Below are 15,377 nucleotides of genomic sequence, written 5' to 3' on the forward strand. Positions count from 1 at the left end.
GCGCATGTCCGGACGCGATGGGGCTTCCGACGAGCGCGGGCGACTCGTGGTCGATCCGTTCGACTACCGCGTGACCGGGCACGGCGCGGTCATCGTCCTGCGCGGCGGCCGCCCGGTGATGACCGTGGGCGGTCGCTCCGCGGCCAGGCTCGTGGCCGCGCTGCAACGTGCGGACGATTCACAGGCGCAGCACCTCCTCGCCCGAGCGAGCGGCAACTATCGTCGGGGGAACGAGCACGGCTGAGGCCGCGCGACGCCGACGAGAGGAGGCCGCAGGTGCGGGTCCTGGTGACCGGGGCGACCGGGTACATCGGCGGACGCCTCGTACCGCGCCTGGTCGCGGAGGGGCACGAGGTTCGGGTGATCGTCCGCCGACCCGAGCGTCTGCGCGACGTGCCCTGGGCGGACGACGTCGACGTGGTCGCCGGCGACCTCACGGATGCCGCGGCCGTCGACCGCGCCACCCGCGACATCGACGTCGTCTACTACCTCGTGCACTCGATGGGCGGGCGCGGCGACTTCGAGGACGTCGAGCTCGCGATCGCACGGAACGTCGCCGACCGTGCGGCGGCGAACGGCGTCCGGCGCATCGTCTACCTCGGCGGGCTGCACCCCGAGGACGGTCGGCTGTCGCGGCACCTGCGCTCGAGGGTCCGGGTGGGCGAGATCCTCCTCGGCTCGGGCGTCCCCACGATCGTGCTCCAGGCCGGCGTCGTGATCGGGTCCGGCTCCACGTCGTTCGAGATGATCCGGCACCTGACGGAGGTGCTGCCGTACATGCCCGCGCCGCGATGGGTGCGCAACTTCATCCAGCCGATCGCCGTGCGCGACGTGCTGCACTACCTGATCCGCGCGGCCGAGGTCCCGCCCGAGGTCAACCGCACGTTCGACATCGGCGGACCCGACGTGTTCCGGTACGGGCAGCTCATGAACGGCTACGCGGTCGAGGCCGGCCTCCGGCAGCGGCCCATCGCCGCACTGCCGGTCCTGACGCCGTGGTTGGCCGGGCAGTGGGTGAACCTCGTCACGCCGATCCCGCGCCGCATCGCCGTGCCGATCATCGAGTCGCTGCAGTTCGACTGCGTCATGCGCGAGCACGACATCGACGACGTCATCCCGCCGCCAGCCGGTGGCCTGACTCCTTATCGCCGGGCCGTCCGCCTCGCGCTCGAGCGCGAACGGGAGGGCGAAGTCGAGACGAGCTGGCGCAACGCGGAGGTCGCGGGAGCCCCGAGCGATCCGTTGCCGAGCGATCCCGACTGGTCCGGCCACACGGTCTACACCGACCATCGCGAGCGTCGTTCCACCGCGCCGGTCGAGGCCCTGTTCGCGGTGATCGAGGGCGTCGGCGGCGAGAACGGGTGGTACTCGTTCCCGCTCGCCTGGGCCGTCAGGGGCTGGATCGACAAGCTCTTCGGGGGAGTGGGGCTGCGGCGCGGTCGCCGCGACCCGGACACGCTGCATCCGGGCGACGCGGTCGACTTCTGGCGCGTCGAGCGCATCGAGCGCCCGAGGTTCCTCCGGTTGCGCGCCGAGATGCGCGTGCCCGGCCGCGCCTGGCTCGAGATGTCGGCCGAACCGGATGGCTCCGGCTCGCGCTACCGTCAGCGCGCCGTGTACTTCCCGAAGGGGCTCGCGGGGCGCCTCTACTGGTGGGCGGTCTTCCCGTTCCACGGGATCGTGTTCGCGGGCATGGCCAACCGGATCACTGCGGAGGCGGAGGCCGCCGCCGCGTCGGCGTCGTCGCCCGCGGTTCCCGCGACCACGGAGAAGAAGTAACGAAACGGTAACGGCCTTTGCTAGGGTGACCTGCACGGTCCCGCGCAAGGAGGCGCGGGTCGTGGAAAGGCCCCCTCCGTGCGTCCCACCCGAGACGCGGTCGTCCCAGCGACCGCGGCCCCTGCTCGACCCGATGCCAGCACCCTCGCCCGCCCGCCGCGGCCGCTCGTCCGCATCCCGCTCGCCGTCGCCGGAATGGTCGCGATCGCCGCCGCGCTCTGGGGCGTCTCCACGCCCACCGACGTGTACGCGATCGACGTCTTCGGCGCGCTCCGCCAGCCCGGCGATGCGGCGGCCATCATCGGGCACCGCGGCGATCGATCGCAGGCTCCCGAGAACACCATGCCGGCGCTGGAGCTTGCGATGGACGAGCTCGCGTACGTCGAGACCGACGTGCGACTCACGCGAGACGGCGTGCCCGTGCTCTTCCACGACACCGACCTCGAGCGGATCGCCGGTCGCGACGCGCGCGTCGAGGACCTCGACCTCGACCGACTGGAGCGGATCGACGCCGGCGCCTGGTACTCCGTGGAGTGGGCGGGCGAGCGCATCCCGACCCTGGAGGGCTTCCTCGTCGCGCTCGCGGAGCGCGAGGACGCGCGTGCGCTCGTCGAGCTCAAGGCCGACTGGACCCCGGACCAGGTGCGAACCGTGCTCGACCTCGTCGAACGCCAGGGGCTCCGCGGCCGCGTCGTCCTGCAGAGCTTCAGCATCGAGACCCTGCAGTCCATCCAGCGCGTCTCGCCGACCACGCCGCGCATCATGCTGATCCGCGAGCTGCCGGCCGACCCGGTGCCGCTCGCCGTGCACCTCGGGCTCATCGGGTTCGGCACGACCGCGGCATCCGTCACCGCGGCACCCGAGGCGATCGACGCCGCCCACGCGGCCGGCCTCGCCGTGCTCTGCTACACCCTCAACAGCCAGGACCGTTGGCAGGAGGTCAGCGCACTCGGGGTCGACGGCATCATCACCGACCAGCCGAGCGACCTCGATGCGTGGATCGCCTCGACCTCGCCCGGCACCTGAGGCCGGGCGGCCGAGGCCCGGCACCCGGGGCCCGGCCGACCGGGAACGCGGTCAGCGCACGACCGTCACGTCGGCGCCGAGGCGTGCCGCAGCCTGCTCGAAGGCCCCGTGCATGGGCTCGGAGAAGAGCACGAATCGGACGAGCCCGGGCGTCTCGGCCGCCGCGGCGGCGCTGGCGATCGCGACCTCGGCCGCGTCGTCGGCCGGCCAGCCGTAGACGCCCGCCGACACCGCGGGCAGGGCGACGGATGCCGCGCCGAGTTCGGCCGCGAGCGCGAGCGAGTTCCGGTACGCGCGCGCGAGGAGCGCCCGACGGCGCACCGCCTCGGGACCCTCGCCGGGCCACACGGGTCCGACGGTGTGTACGACCCAGCGCGCGGCGAGCCGCCCGCCCGTCGTCGCCACGGCCCCGCCCGTCGGCAGCCCGTCGGGGAGCGTCGTCTCCCTCAGGCGTCGACACGCGGCGAGGATCTCCGGGCCGCCCGCGCGGTGGATCGCGCCGTCGACGCCCCCGCCGCCGAGCAGCGACGAGTTCGCCGCGTTCACGATCGCATCGACGCGCTCGCGGGTGAGGTCGCCCGTGACGAGCTCGATCCGCGGCATCCGGCGGTCAGCCCCGGTTGTTGGAGAGCTCGAAGATCCGCACGAGCTCGGCGACGGCCGCCTCGCGCTGGTCGCCGCCCTCCTCGTACATGTGCGAGACGTGGGTGCGGAGGTGGTTCTCGACGAGGAGCTTGTTGAGCGACCCGAGGGACTTCTGGACCGCGAGCGACAGCGTGATGATGTCGATGCAGTAGTCGTCGTTCTCGATCATCTTCTCGATGCCGCGGAGCTGGCCCTCGATGATCTTCGTCCGGTGCAGCGCCCGCTTCTTGATGTCCTCGATCACCCCGTCAGGATACGCCCGGACGAACGGCCGGGGCCCGGTTGCATGGATGACGCGGAGCGCCGTGTTCGCTAGCGTGATCGCATGACGACCCCGCGTCCGAACCGGCGGCGTCCGCTCCTCGTCGCGGCGAGCGCGCTGGCCGCGCTCGCGCTCGGTCTGGGCCCGGCCGCGGGGGCGGCGGCAGCGCCGTCGTCCGACGCCGGCGCCTCGGCGAGATCCGTCGAACGGCCCGTCGCCGCCGTCCCGGCCGACGTCGACGACTTCACGTTCGCGAGCTTCGACGCGATCTACGAGCTCGGCCGCGACGGCGACGGCCGCTCCACGCTCCGCACCACCGAGACGCTCGTCGCCCTCTTCCCCGAGTACGACCAGAACCGCGGCATCCGCCGCGCGATCCCGCGCGACTACGACGGGCATCCGACCGACATCCGCATCCGCTCCGTCGTCGACCAGGCCGGCGTGCCGAGGTCGTTCGAGACCGAGCGGAGCGAGGACGGCGAGTTCGAGCTCGTCACGATCGCCGCCGACGACTTCGTGCACGGCGAGCAGACCTACGTGATCACCTACGACCAGCGCAACGTCACCTTCGACCCCGACGACCTCGACCTCCAGGAGTTCTACTGGGACGTCAACGGCACCGGATGGCGACAGCCGTTCGGCACCGTCAGGGCCGAGGTGCGCCTCGCGCCCGATCTCGTCGAGGCCTTCACGGGTGACGTCGCCTGCTACAGCGGCTACGAGGGCTCCACGACGGCGTGTGCGAGCCTGGAGGTGCAGCCCGATGGCGAGCCGATCGTCGTCGCCCGGGCCGACACCCTCGGTCCGTACCAGAACCTGACGGTCGCGCTCGGGTTCACCGCCGGCACGTTCGAACCGCGCGACGAGCGGTTCACGTCGTCGCCGGCGGCCATGACCTCCCTCGCGGGCGCGATCGCCGCGGTCGCGATCGCGATCACCGCCGGCGTCCTGCGGGCCACGCGCTGGCGTGATCACCCCGGCCGCGGCCTGATCATCGCCGAGTACGAGCCGCCCGAGCGGCTCACGCTCATGGAGGCGGCCGACCTCGTCAAGGCGGCGTCGAAGGGCATCACGGCGACGCTCCTGGCCGAGGCCGTCGACCGCCGCGTGCGGGTCGTCGAGACCGGCTCGCGCAAGTACTCGGTCCAGCTCGCGGCGCCCATCGAGGGGGCCGACCGAGACGCGTCGGCCATCCTCCGAGCCGTCTTCGGGCCGATGGCGGTGATCGGCTCGCGGCGCGACCTCAAGTCGCGGGACGCCGCGCTCGGCACCACGCTGGCCCGGCTCCGGACCTCCGTGCACTCCCGCGTGGAGCGCGAGGGCCTCCGGCGCCGACCCGATCGCGGCATGCGCGCGCTCCTCTCGCTCTTCGCGATCGGAGCGGCGGTGCTCGCCGCGGTCTTCGGGTTCGTCGCACTCGACGAGCGGATGGGCGGCGGATGGCCGTGGCTCACCATCCTCGTCGCCGGCGCCGCGGTGTTCGTCACGTTCGGCCTCGTCGGCGGGGTCCGCCCGCTGACCGAGCGCGGTCGCGCGCTGCGGGATCACCTCGACGGCCTCCGGGACTACATCCGCCTCGCCGAGGCCGATCGCCTCCGCGTGCTGCAGTCCCCGAGCGGAGCGGAGCGGGCGCCGATGCCGGCGCTCGACATCCCGCCGCCCGCCCCCGGCGCGATGCCGAGCGGGCGCCCGGCGCCGGTCGGAAGCCGGCCCATCCGCGCGGACGGCACGCCCGACCCCGAGGCGGTGCTGCGGCTCAACGAGCGGCTCCTGCCGTACTCGGTGCTCTTCGGGATGGAGCGCGAGTGGAGCCAGGTGCTCGCATCGCTCTACGCCGCGCAGGGGCGCGAACCCGACTGGTACTCGGGCCGCAGCGGCTTCAACGCCGGGTACTTCGCCGCGAGCGTGAGCTCGTTCAGCAGCGTGTCGAGCACGAGCTGGTCGGGATCCTCCTCGAGCTCGTCGTCCGGCGGCTCGGGCGGCGGCGGGTCCTCCGGAGGTGGCGGCGGAGGCGGAGGAGGCGGCGGCGTCTGACCCGCCCCGATCCGCCGCTCGTCGGCGGGCGCCCCGGCCGGCCCGGGTCACTCCTCGTCGGCGGCGGGAGCGCGCTCGTCGGTGAGGACCACGCGTCGCTCCGCGTCGATGCCCACCACGTCGTCGTCGGCGTCCTCGCCGACGGGTCGCTCGTCCTCGTCCTCGTCGGGCTCGGGCTCGGGCGGAAGCTCGCCGTCCTGTGCGACCTGGAACTCGTGATCGTCGGCGATGCCCCCGCCGACCCCCGTCGACTCGTCCATGGCACGAGCGTAGCCGCGCGTGCGGCCCGCCGACAGGGCCGAGGTCCCGACCCGCCGGGCGCGCCGATCGGGCCGCATTCGCGCCGATCGCGCCGCGGCGCGTAGAATGGCCGAGGCGCTCGACGGATCCATCCATCGACCGACGGCTGGGGGAACTCGCTCCGCCATGCTCGGCCTCTCCGGATCCGGCGCACCGCGACGGCCTCGACGTCCGATCCCGTCAGCCGGTGCCGACCACCCGCCCGTGGTCCCGATCGCCGGATCCCATCGGGCCCAGACAGGGGAGGACCATTGGCCCAGACGAGGCAGCGACAGCGCACGCGCTCGCGTGACGACGACGCGCCCATCATCCCGATCCTCGCGCGCAAGGTGCGAGAGGTCGAGCAGAAGGCCCAGAAGAACAAGCTGGGTCCCACGAACCGCACCAAGTTCCAGGTCATCGCGCTGCTCATGCGCGAGGAGCGGGCACGGGTGAAGGGCGACGCCGAGATCGCCGACGGCGCGCGCGCCGAGCTGCTCAAGCGCCTCGACGGCATCGCGCAGATCCTCGCGAAGACGGCCGCGCGCGACACGAGCCTCATCACCCTCCTCGAACCCGACGCCTCGATCTCGACGGTCGCGCAGCGGTTCCGCCGCGACTGGCTCCTCGAGTCGGGTGCCGAGCTCAGCGAGGACGAGCTGATCATCGTCCGCGAGCCGGCACCGGCGCCCGAGATCGCGGTCAACCAGGTCGTGCCGCCGTCGGTGAAGGCGCGGCAGCTCGCGAACCCGTTCCTCGCGCCCGACTTCGACCGGGGCGACCATCACGTCGTGCCCGTGCGACGCCTGGCGAACTGGGAACTGCTCGGGCCGTTGTTCAAGTCGTTCGAGACCGGATCGGGCGGCCAGGCCGCATCGATGGACCTTCCCGAGGCGCCGCGGGTCGACCGGCTCGCACCGCGCGGCCTCGAACTCATGCCCCACCAGGCGCGCTTCATCGAGTCCGCCCGCGAGGGCCACCGCACGTTCCTGCTCGCCGACGAGCCGGGCCTCGGCAAGACCGCGCAGTCGGTGCTCGCGGCATCCGTCGCCGACGCCTACCCCCTGCTCGCCGTCGTCCCGAACGTGGTGAAGATGAACTGGGCGCGCGAGGTCGAGCGGTGGACGCCGCACCGCCGCGCGACCGTCATCCACGGCGACGGCGACACGGTCGATGCATTCGCCGACGTGGTCGTCGTGAACTACGACATCCTCGACCGGCACATGTCGTGGCTCTCGACCATGGGCTTCCGCGGCATGGTCGTCGACGAGGCGCATTTCATCAAGAACCTCCAGTCGCAGCGATCGCGCAACGTCCTCGCGCTCGCCGAGCGCATCCGCTCGAACACGCCGGGCGGCGATCCGCTGCTGCTCGCGCTCACGGGAACCCCGCTCATCAACGACGTCGACGACTTCCGGGCGATCTGGCAGTTCCTCGGCTGGATCGCCGGCGACCGGCCGTCGCCCGAGCTCCTGGGCAAGCTCGAGGAGACGGGGCTCACGCCCGCCGAGCCGGGCTTCTACGCCGAGGCGCGACGCACGGTCATCGACCTCGGCATCGTCCGTCGTCGCAAGGTCGACGTCGCCGCGGACCTCCCCGACAAGCGCATCGCCGATCTCCACGTCGAACTCGACGACGAGCTGGGTCGCTCGATCCGGGCCGCCGAGCGCGAGCTCGGCAACCGGCTCGCCAACCGGTTCCGCGCGTTGGTCGAGTCGCGGAAGCTCCGCGTGGGCGACCTCGACGAGCTCGAACGCGACCAGTACATCCGCGCCGTTGCGCTCTCCGAGCTCGAGGAGTCGAAGTCCTCGAAGTCGGGCGAGAACGTCTTCACGATGGTGCGCCGCATCGGCCAGGCGAAGGCCGGCCTCGCCGCCGACTACGCCGCCCAGCTCGCGCGCTCTGCGGGCAAGGTCGTCTTCTTCGCCAAGCACATCGACGTCATGGACCAGGCCGAGGCCGCGTTCGCGGCCCGCGAGCTGCGGACGGTGTCCATCCGCGGCGACCAGAACGCGGTCGCGCGCCAGCAGGCGATCGACGCGTTCAACACCGAGGCCGACGTCTCGATCGCGGTCTGCTCGCTGACGGCGGCGGGCGTCGGGGTGAACCTGCAGTCCGCGTCGAACGTCGTGCTCGCCGAGCTCAGCTGGACCGCGGCCGAGCAGACGCAGGCGATCGACCGGGTGCACCGGATCGGCCAGGACGAGCCGGTGACCGCGTGGCGGATCATCGCCGCGCACACCGTCGACGCCCGCATCGCCGAGCTCATCGACCAGAAGCAGGGGCTCGCGCTCCGCGCGCTCGACGGCAGCGACATCGAGCCCGGTTCGGCCGATTCCGTCCAGCTGGATGCGCTCCAGCACCTGCTGCGCCAGGCGCTGGACGGCGCCCTGTAGTTCCGGTCCGCGGCATCCGTCGTCGCCGCCGCGCCCGCCCGAGCGGTGGTCGCGGCGCGACCGGATGCCGCGAGCCCCGCTAGACTCCGTCACGTTCGCGCCTCGACGATGCGGCACCCCCGCGAACGTCCCTTCTCACGAGGAGTCACTCAGGCATGAAGATCGGCATTCTGACGAGCGGCGGCGACTGTCCCGGGCTGAACGCGGTCATCCGCGGTTCCGTGCTCAAGGGCGTCATCTCGCACGACGCGGAGTTCGTCGGGTTCCGCTGGGGCTGGCGCGGCGTGGTCGAGCGCGACATCATGCCGATCACGCGCCACGACGTCCGCGGCCTCTCGAAGCAGGGCGGTACCATCCTCGGCTCGAGCCGCACGAACCCCTTCGAGGGCGAGCAGGGCGGCCCCGAGAACATCCGCCGCATGCTCGACGAGGAGGGCATCGACGCGATCATCGCCATCGGCGGCGAGGGCACGCTCACCGCCGCCCGACGGCTGTGGGACGAGGGCGGCATCCCCGTCATCGGCGTCCCGAAGACCATCGACAACGACCTCGCCGCCACCGACTACTCGTTCGGGTTCGACACGGCCGTCGAGATCGCGACCGAGGCGATCGACCGCCTCCGCACCACGGCCGAATCGCACAACCGGGCGATCGTGCTCGAGGTCATGGGCCGCCACGTCGGCTGGATCGCCCTGCACTCCGGCATGGCCGGCGGCGCGCACGCGATCCTGATCCCCGAGCAGCCGATGGGCATCGACGAGATCTGCGAATACGTCGAATCGGTCCGCGACCGCGGCCGCGCACCGCTCATCGTGGTCGCCGAGGGCTTCAAGCTCGACACCATGGAGGAGGCGCACTCGCACCTCGGGCTCGACGCGTTCAACCGGCCACGCCTCGGCGGCATCGCCGAGAAGCTCGCCCCGATGATCGAGGAGCGCACGGGCATCGAGGCGCGGCACACCGTGCTCGGGCACATCCAGCGCGGTGGCGCCCCCTCGGCGTACGACCGCGTGCTCGCGACGCGGCTCGGCATGGCCGCGGTCGACGCGGCGGTCGACCGCGCCTGGGGCAGCATGGTCACCCTCCGCGGCACCGACATCGAGCGCGTCTCGATCGCCGACGCGACGGGCGGACTGAACGTCGTCCCGCAGTCGCGCTACGACGAGGCGCGGATCCTCTTCGGCTGAGCGGATGCCGCTGCCCGAGGTCTGCGTCTGCTACGTCCTGCGCGAGGTCGAAGGACGCACCGAGGTGCTGCTCGGCCGGAAGAAGCACGGCCTCGGCGCGGGCAACTACGTCGGACTCGGCGGCAAGCTCGAGCCCGGGGAGTCGGCCGTCGACGCCGCCGTGCGCGAGGTCGAGGAGGAGTCCGGGCTGCTGGTCGCGGCGGTCGACCTCGAGTCGCGCGGGCGGCTGACCTACCTCTTCCCCCACCGCGAGGCATGGAGCCAGGTCTCGAACGTCTTCGTCGTGCGGGCGTTCACGGGGGAGCCCATGCCCTCCGATGAACTCGATCCCGAGTGGTTCGCCCTCGACGAGGTGCCGCTCGCCGAGATGTGGGACGACGCGCGGAGGTGGCTGCCCGGCGTGCTCGCGGGCGGCCGGGTGCGTCGGACCTACGTGTTCGGCGAGGACCTCGCGACCGTGGTGGATGAGCCCGACGAGGTCGCGTAAGATCGACGGGGCTCGGCGCTCGCCGAATTCCGCAACCCACCTTCCGTGAACATCCGGCGAACCCCGGTCCGCCGACGACAGAAAGACGCCGGTGGATCTCACCCTCATCGTCGTGCTGGTCATCGCACTGGCGCTCTTCTTCGACTTCACGAACGGCTTCCACGACACCGCCAACGCCATGGCGACGCCGATCGCGACGGGGGCGCTCCGGCCCAAGGTCGCCGTGGCGCTCGCCGCGGTCCTGAACCTGATCGGCGCGTTCCTGTCGACCGAGGTGGCCAAGACGATCTCCGGCGGCCTCATCCGCGAGGGGGAGAACGGCGTGTTCATCACGCCCGAGCTCATCTTCGCCGGCCTCATCGGCGCCATCACCTGGAACATGGTGACGTGGCTGCTCGGCCTGCCGTCGTCGTCGAGCCACGCCCTGTTCGGCGGTCTCATCGGCGCCGCGCTGGTCGGCTTCGGTGTCCAGGCCATCGACGGCGGCGTCGTCATGTCGAAGATCATCCTGCCCGCCCTGCTCGCGCCGCTCACGGCCGGGCTCGTCGCCTTCGCGGCGACCAAGCTCGCCTATGCGATCACGAGGCGGTACGACGGCAAGCCCGACGGCCGCGACGGCTTCCGCCACGCGCAGATCTTCTCCAGTTCGCTCGTCGCGCTCGCGCACGGCACGAACGACGCCCAGAAGACGATGGGCGTCATCACGCTCACGCTCATCTCGGTCGGTGCGCAGCCGGTCGGCTCGGGTCCCGAGATGTGGGTCATCGTCACCTGCGCGATCGCGATCGCGCTCGGCACCTACATGGGCGGATGGCGCATCATCAAGACCCTCGGCACCGGCCTCACCGACGTCAAGCCCGCTCAGGGGTTCGCGTCCGAGACCGCGACGGCGGCGACCATCCTCGCCTCGAGCCACCTCGGCTTCGCGCTCTCGACCACGCAGGTCGCCTCCGGCTCGGTCATCGGGTCGGGCCTCGGGCGTCGCGGCTCGACGGTGCGATGGCGCACCGCGGGGCGGATCGGCATCGGCTGGATCCTCACGCTGCCCGCCGCGGGCGGCGTCGGCGCGCTCGCGGCACTGGTCGCGACGATGGGGGTCGTCGGGGTCCTGATCGACGCCGTCGCGGCGGCGGTGATCATCGGCGGGATCTTCCTCTGGTCGCGACGCGACGAGGTCTCCCATCGGAACGTCCTCAGCGAGGTGGCCGATTCGGGTCGCGCTGTGAAGATCAAGCGCAATCCCAAGCCGAAGCGGAAGGTGGCCTCGTGATCGACTGGATCTCGTTCGTGATCGTGCTCGTCGCCTCGCTCGTCGGCGCGAGCGTCGTCGTGAGCGCGTACGCACTCGGCATCCGCCTGCTCACGATCGGGGGTCGCACGCCCGTCGTCGCCCCGGCGGAGTTCACGGATGCGATCACCGTCATCTCGCCCGAGGAGGCCGCGCGCGCCGCCAAGCGTGCAGCGAAGGCGGCCCGCAAGAGCCCGCTCACCGACGGGCAGAAGCGCGCGGCCGTCGTCGGCGCATGGGCCTGCTTCGCGCTCAGCGGACTCGCCGTGCTGTACGGCATCTACCTCATCGTTCCCGCACTCCACGGCGGCTGAGCCGCCCCGCATCGTCGGGCCATCGTCGTCCCGCAGTCCGCTCCCGTGAGCGGAAACCGACCGATCGTGCGCGCCGCGCACCCGACGAGACGACCAGGACCAGATGACCACCTCCCGACCCGACACCGAACCGAGCCCCGACCTCGCCGAGCCGCGTCCGACCGGCGCCGTCGACCGCTTCTTCGAGATCACGCGGCGCGGATCGACGATCCCCGCCGAGATCCGGGGCGGCGTCGTGACGTTCGTGACGATGGCCTACATCGTCATCCTGAACCCGATCATCCTCTCGGGCGGCACGGATGTCGCGGGCGAGAACCTGGGCTTCGCGCAGGTCGCCGCCGTCACCGCGCTCACCGCAGGCGTCATGACGATCCTGTTCGGCGTCGTGGCCCGCCTGCCGTTCGCGTTCGCCGCCGGCCTCGGCATCAACTCCTTCCTCGCCGTCTCGGTGGTCGGACAGGTCACGTGGGCCGAGGCGATGGGGCTCGTGCTCGTCAACGGCCTGATCATCGTGCTGCTCGCCGCCACCGGCCTCCGCCGCCTCATCTTCGAGGCCGTGCCCATGCCGCTGAAGCTCGCGATCACGGTCGGAATCGGACTCTTCATCGCGTTCATCGGCTTCGTGGACGCCGGGTTCGTGACGGCGACCGGCGCGTCCTCCCCGCCCGTCGGCCTCGGCGTCGACGGCTCGGTCGGCACGATCCCGACGGTCGTCTTCGTCGTCACGCTGCTCCTGACGGGCGTGCTCGTCGCGCGCAAGGTCAAGGGCGGCATCCTCATCGGCCTGCTCTCGGGCACGGTACTGGCGCTCGTGCTCGAGGCCGTCCTCGACCTCGGCCCGAGGTTCGGCGCCGACGGTTCGGTGAACCCCCAGGGCTGGGGGCTGTCGGTGCCCGAGCTGCCCGCGCAGTGGGTGAGCCTGCCCGACCTGTCGCTCGTCGGCCAGGTGAGCTTCGGCAGCTTCGAGCGCATCGGCGTGCTCGCCGCGCTGATGCTGGTCTTCACGCTCGTCTTCACGAACTTCTTCGACGCGCTCGGCACCATGACGGGCCTGTCGAAGGAGGCGGGCGTCGCCGACGCGAAGGGCGAGTTCCCGCGCCTGCGTTCGGCGCTCGTCGTCGAGGGTCTCGGGGCGGTCGCGGGCGGCTTCACGTCGAGCTCGTCGAACACGGTGTTCATCGAGTCCGGCTCCGGCATCGGGGAGGGTGCGCGCACGGGCCTCGCGAACCTCGTGACGGGCGCGCTGTTCCTCCTCGCGATGTTCCTCACGCCGCTCACCTCGGTGGTGCCGTCGGAGGTCGCCGCGGCGGCCCTCGTGATCGTGGGTGCGCTCATGATGTCGCAGATCCGGGAGATCGACTTCGGCGACTTCAGCGTGCTGCTGCCGGTGTTCCTGACGGTCACCGTCATGCCGCTCACGTACTCGATCGCGAACGGCATCGGCGCGGGCTTCATCAGCTGGGTGGTCGTCCGCTCGCTCGCGGGGCGGGCGAAGGAGATCAGTCCGCTGCTCTGGGTCGTCGCCGCGGGGTTCGTGGTCTACTTCGCCCGGGGACCGGTGGAGGCGCTGCTCGCAGGTTGAGCCGCGCCGGGGAGCCCTGCGGGCACGGAGGCGGTCCTGCCGGCCGGTCGTTCCGGGCCGGCCCTGCCGGGCCGATCCTGCAGTGCCGGTAGCCGCCCCGCCGATCGGGGGGTTCGCCCCATGTCGTCGCATCGGCCGCGTCCGTAGCCTCGGATCATCCCGATGGACAAGGAGATCCGACCCATGACCACCATCAGCCCCGCACCGATGACGACCGACGTCGAGACGCGCGGGTTCGCCGTGTCGAGCCTCGTGCTCGGCATCGTCTCGTTCGTCGCCGGCTTCACGTTCGTCGTGCCCGTCGCCGGCCTCGTGCTCGGCATCCTCGCCCTGCGCCGCGAACCGTCGGCGCGCACCATGGCGATCTGGGGCATCGTGCTGAACGCCGTCATGCTCGCCGGCGTCGTCATCGCCACGCTCGCGTTCCTCGCGTTCGGCCTGCTCCTGCTGCCGTTCGCGCCGCTCGCCTTCGTCTGAGCGCCCGCTTCCGCCGAGGCCCCCGACCCACCGGTCGGGGGCCTCGCCCGCGTTTCCGGACTGCACTCGGAGCAGCGTCGGGTCTACCCTGACGCGTGAGGGAACGGGCGGGGAGCGGATGGACGGCGAGCACGGTCAGGGGATCTCGACGTGGGGGTCGGGAGCGCCGGAGCCGCGCTACGCCGAGAGCGAGGACGGGTCCGTCGCCTACCAGGTGTTCGGCCGGGGACCGCGCGACCTCATGCTGATCGGCAACTGGGCCAGCAACATCGAGGTGATGTGGGAGCACCCGTCGATGGTGCGATACCTCGAACGGCTCGGGCGGTTCGCGCGCGTGATCTGCTTCGACAAGCGCGGGGCGGGACTCTCCGACCCGGTCGCGATGGGTGCGCTGCCCACGCTCGAGCACTGGATCGACGATGCGAGCGCCGTGCTCGACGCCGCAGGGTCGACGTCGGCGACGCTGCTCGGCGACGCGGAGGGCGGGCCCATGGCGATGATGCTGGCGGCGAGCCATCCGCAGCGCACCGACGCCCTCGTGCTCGTGAACACCTTCGCGCGACTGCTCCGCGCGCCGGACTACCCGATCGGCATCCCCGAGCCGACGGCGGAGCTGCTCCTCGGCGAATGGCGTCGCAACTGGGGCACCGGCGCCGTCCTGACGCTCACCGCCCCCGACGTGGCCGACGACCCCCAGCTGCAGCGGTGGGTCGGGCGCTACATGCGCCTGTCGGCATCCCCGGCAGCGGCGACCCGGATGTACGAGTGGGTGCTCCAGCTCGACGTGCGGTCGGTGCTGCCGAGCATCCAGGTCCCGACCCTCGTGCTCCACAAGTCCGGCAATCGGCACTACCGGCTCCCGATGGGTCGCTACCTCGCCGAGCACATCCCGGGTGCGCGGCTGGTCGAGCTGCCGGGCGCGGCCTGGTATCCGCCGTTCGTCGAGGCGGACCGGCTCCTCGACGAGGTCGAGGAGTTCGTGACCGGCGACCGCCCGGCGCCGATCGACGACCGCGTGCTCGCGACCGTGCTCTTCACCGACATCGTCGGCTCGACCGACCTCGCCGCCCGGCTGGGCGACCAGCGCTGGCTCGACCTCAAGCTCGCACACGACGAACTCGTCCGATCGCGGATCGATCGGTACCGGGGCACCGACGTCTCGTCGACGGGCGACGGTTTCCTCGCCCTGTTCGACGGCCCGGCGCGCGCCGTGCGCTGCGCGTGGGAGATCGCATCGGCGGTGCGCTCGCTCGGCCTCGAGATCCGCGCCGGCGTGCACAGCGGCGAGGTCGAGTTCCAGGGCGAGGACGTCGCGGGCATCGCGGTGCATTTGGCCTCCCGCGTCATGTCGCGCGCGGAGGCGGGCACGGTGTTCGCCTCGAGCACCGTGAAGGACCTCGTCGTCGGTTCGGGCATCGGATTCGAGGACCGCGGCACGCACGTGCTGAAGGGCGTGCCGGGCGAGTGGCGGCTGTTCGAGGTCACGGGGCCGGGCTGAGCCGGCCGACGCCGACGTGGTGCACGCGACGCACGAATCGGACGCGGTGTACAGCGGACGCGCATGGAACGTACACGCTGCAGCACGAATCGCCGCAGGCCCGCGAGTAGGCTCGGGAACGTA

The 15,377-nt window shown here is 72.0% G+C and carries 15 protein-coding genes; 12 read left to right on the forward strand and 3 right to left on the reverse strand.

All coding sequences use genetic code 11. The features are described from left to right. The first annotated feature begins 4 nt into the window (after positions 1–4). The 3 genes from ACSJD1_RS15910 to ACSJD1_RS15920 all read left to right on the forward strand — a co-directional run bounded on the left by ACSJD1_RS15910 (position 5) and on the right by ACSJD1_RS15920 (position 2,805). Positions 5–244, forward strand: a complete 240-nt coding sequence (locus tag ACSJD1_RS15910; RefSeq protein ID WP_438856265.1) for a hypothetical protein — start codon at positions 5–7, stop codon at positions 242–244. Further along, positions 241–1,779 (forward strand): SDR family oxidoreductase, encoded by a 1,539-nt coding sequence (locus ACSJD1_RS15915; protein WP_438856399.1) that lies wholly within the window; start codon positions 241–243, stop codon positions 1,777–1,779. Before ACSJD1_RS15910 ends, ACSJD1_RS15915 begins: the two co-directional genes overlap by 4 nt. Before the next feature lie 78 nt (positions 1,780–1,857). Beyond that, a complete protein-coding gene (locus ACSJD1_RS15920) occupies positions 1,858–2,805 on the forward strand; it encodes a glycerophosphodiester phosphodiesterase (protein WP_438856266.1) in 948 nt (315 codons plus the stop codon). Positions 2,806–2,856: 51 nt separating this feature from the next. Here the strand turns inward: ACSJD1_RS15920 and ACSJD1_RS15925 are convergent, their stop codons facing one another. Next, the gene (locus tag ACSJD1_RS15925; protein ID WP_438856267.1) at positions 2,857–3,408 is read right to left on the reverse strand and encodes an O-acetyl-ADP-ribose deacetylase; all 552 of its coding nucleotides are present in this window, start codon (positions 3,406–3,408) and stop codon (positions 2,857–2,859) included. 7 nt (positions 3,409–3,415) lie between these two features. Continuing rightward, positions 3,416–3,694: a metal-sensitive transcriptional regulator gene (locus ACSJD1_RS15930; RefSeq protein WP_400993551.1), complete on the reverse strand. Its 279-nt coding sequence runs from the start codon at positions 3,692–3,694 to the stop codon at positions 3,416–3,418. An 81-nt stretch (positions 3,695–3,775) separates the two neighbouring features. On the opposite strand from ACSJD1_RS15930, the gene ACSJD1_RS15935 reads away from it, so the two are divergent. Next, the gene (locus ACSJD1_RS15935; RefSeq protein ID WP_438856268.1) at positions 3,776–5,746 is read left to right on the forward strand and encodes a DUF2207 family protein; all 1,971 of its coding nucleotides are present in this window, start codon (positions 3,776–3,778) and stop codon (positions 5,744–5,746) included. A gap of 47 nt (positions 5,747–5,793) precedes the next feature. On the opposite strand, the gene ACSJD1_RS15940 is transcribed toward ACSJD1_RS15935, so the two are convergent. After that, positions 5,794–6,006, reverse strand: coding sequence for a hypothetical protein (locus ACSJD1_RS15940; RefSeq protein ID WP_438856269.1), 213 nt, complete (start codon positions 6,004–6,006; stop codon positions 5,794–5,796). A gap of 291 nt (positions 6,007–6,297) precedes the next feature. Between ACSJD1_RS15940 and ACSJD1_RS15945 the strand changes: the two genes are divergently transcribed. The 8 genes from ACSJD1_RS15945 to ACSJD1_RS15980 all read left to right on the forward strand — a co-directional run bounded on the left by ACSJD1_RS15945 (position 6,298) and on the right by ACSJD1_RS15980 (position 15,254). Next, the gene (locus ACSJD1_RS15945; protein WP_438856270.1) at positions 6,298–8,421 is read left to right on the forward strand and encodes a DEAD/DEAH box helicase; all 2,124 of its coding nucleotides are present in this window, start codon (positions 6,298–6,300) and stop codon (positions 8,419–8,421) included. Positions 8,422–8,576: 155 nt separating this feature from the next. Beyond that, entirely contained in the window at positions 8,577–9,608 is a 1,032-nt protein-coding gene (locus ACSJD1_RS15950; protein WP_438856271.1) for a 6-phosphofructokinase, read from the forward strand. A 4-nt stretch (positions 9,609–9,612) separates the two neighbouring features. Continuing rightward, on the forward strand, positions 9,613–10,095 hold the full coding sequence (locus ACSJD1_RS15955; RefSeq protein ID WP_438856272.1) for an 8-oxo-dGTP diphosphatase: 483 nt from the start codon (positions 9,613–9,615) through the stop codon (positions 10,093–10,095). 91 nt (positions 10,096–10,186) lie between these two features. After that, a complete protein-coding gene (locus ACSJD1_RS15960; protein WP_438856273.1) occupies positions 10,187–11,365 on the forward strand; it encodes an inorganic phosphate transporter in 1,179 nt (392 codons plus the stop codon). Continuing rightward, complete coding sequence (locus tag ACSJD1_RS15965; protein WP_328289034.1) at positions 11,362–11,697, forward strand: peptidase; 336 nt, start codon at positions 11,362–11,364, stop codon at positions 11,695–11,697. Before ACSJD1_RS15960 ends, ACSJD1_RS15965 begins: the two co-directional genes overlap by 4 nt. 103 nt (positions 11,698–11,800) lie before the next feature. After that, complete coding sequence (locus ACSJD1_RS15970; protein WP_438856274.1) at positions 11,801–13,279, forward strand: NCS2 family permease; 1,479 nt, start codon at positions 11,801–11,803, stop codon at positions 13,277–13,279. Between the two features lie 183 nt (positions 13,280–13,462). After that, positions 13,463–13,756: a hypothetical protein gene (locus ACSJD1_RS15975; protein WP_438856275.1), complete on the forward strand. Its 294-nt coding sequence runs from the start codon at positions 13,463–13,465 to the stop codon at positions 13,754–13,756. 118 nt (positions 13,757–13,874) lie between these two features. Continuing rightward, positions 13,875–15,254 carry an adenylate/guanylate cyclase domain-containing protein gene (locus ACSJD1_RS15980; protein WP_438856276.1) on the forward strand — a complete coding sequence of 460 codons (1,380 nt, stop codon included), beginning with the start codon at positions 13,875–13,877 and terminating at the stop codon, positions 15,252–15,254. The last annotated feature ends 123 nt before the right edge of the window (positions 15,255–15,377 follow it).

This window comes from Agromyces excoecariae, from assembly GCF_051715505.1.
Classification (GTDB): domain Bacteria; phylum Actinomycetota; class Actinomycetes; order Actinomycetales; family Microbacteriaceae; genus Agromyces.

Excerpts from the sequence above, each read along its gene's own strand:
- ACSJD1_RS15940 (WP_438856269.1), bottom strand. The coding sequence starts at position 6,006 with ATGGACGAGTCGACGGGGGTCGGCGGGGGCATCGCCGACGATCACGAG.
- ACSJD1_RS15910 (WP_438856265.1), top strand. The coding sequence starts at position 5 with ATGTCCGGACGCGATGGGGCTTCCGACGAGCGCGGGCGACTCGTGGTC.
- ACSJD1_RS15975 (WP_438856275.1), top strand. The coding sequence starts at position 13,463 with ATGACCACCATCAGCCCCGCACCGATGACGACCGACGTCGAGACGCGC.
- ACSJD1_RS15925 (WP_438856267.1), bottom strand. The coding sequence starts at position 3,408 with ATGCCGCGGATCGAGCTCGTCACGGGCGACCTCACCCGCGAGCGCGTC.
- ACSJD1_RS15955 (WP_438856272.1), top strand. The coding sequence starts at position 9,613 with ATGCCGCTGCCCGAGGTCTGCGTCTGCTACGTCCTGCGCGAGGTCGAA.
- ACSJD1_RS15980 (WP_438856276.1), top strand. The coding sequence starts at position 13,875 with ATGGACGGCGAGCACGGTCAGGGGATCTCGACGTGGGGGTCGGGAGCG.
- ACSJD1_RS15950 (WP_438856271.1), top strand. The coding sequence starts at position 8,577 with ATGAAGATCGGCATTCTGACGAGCGGCGGCGACTGTCCCGGGCTGAAC.
- ACSJD1_RS15935 (WP_438856268.1), top strand. The coding sequence starts at position 3,776 with ATGACGACCCCGCGTCCGAACCGGCGGCGTCCGCTCCTCGTCGCGGCG.
- ACSJD1_RS15970 (WP_438856274.1), top strand. The coding sequence starts at position 11,801 with ATGACCACCTCCCGACCCGACACCGAACCGAGCCCCGACCTCGCCGAG.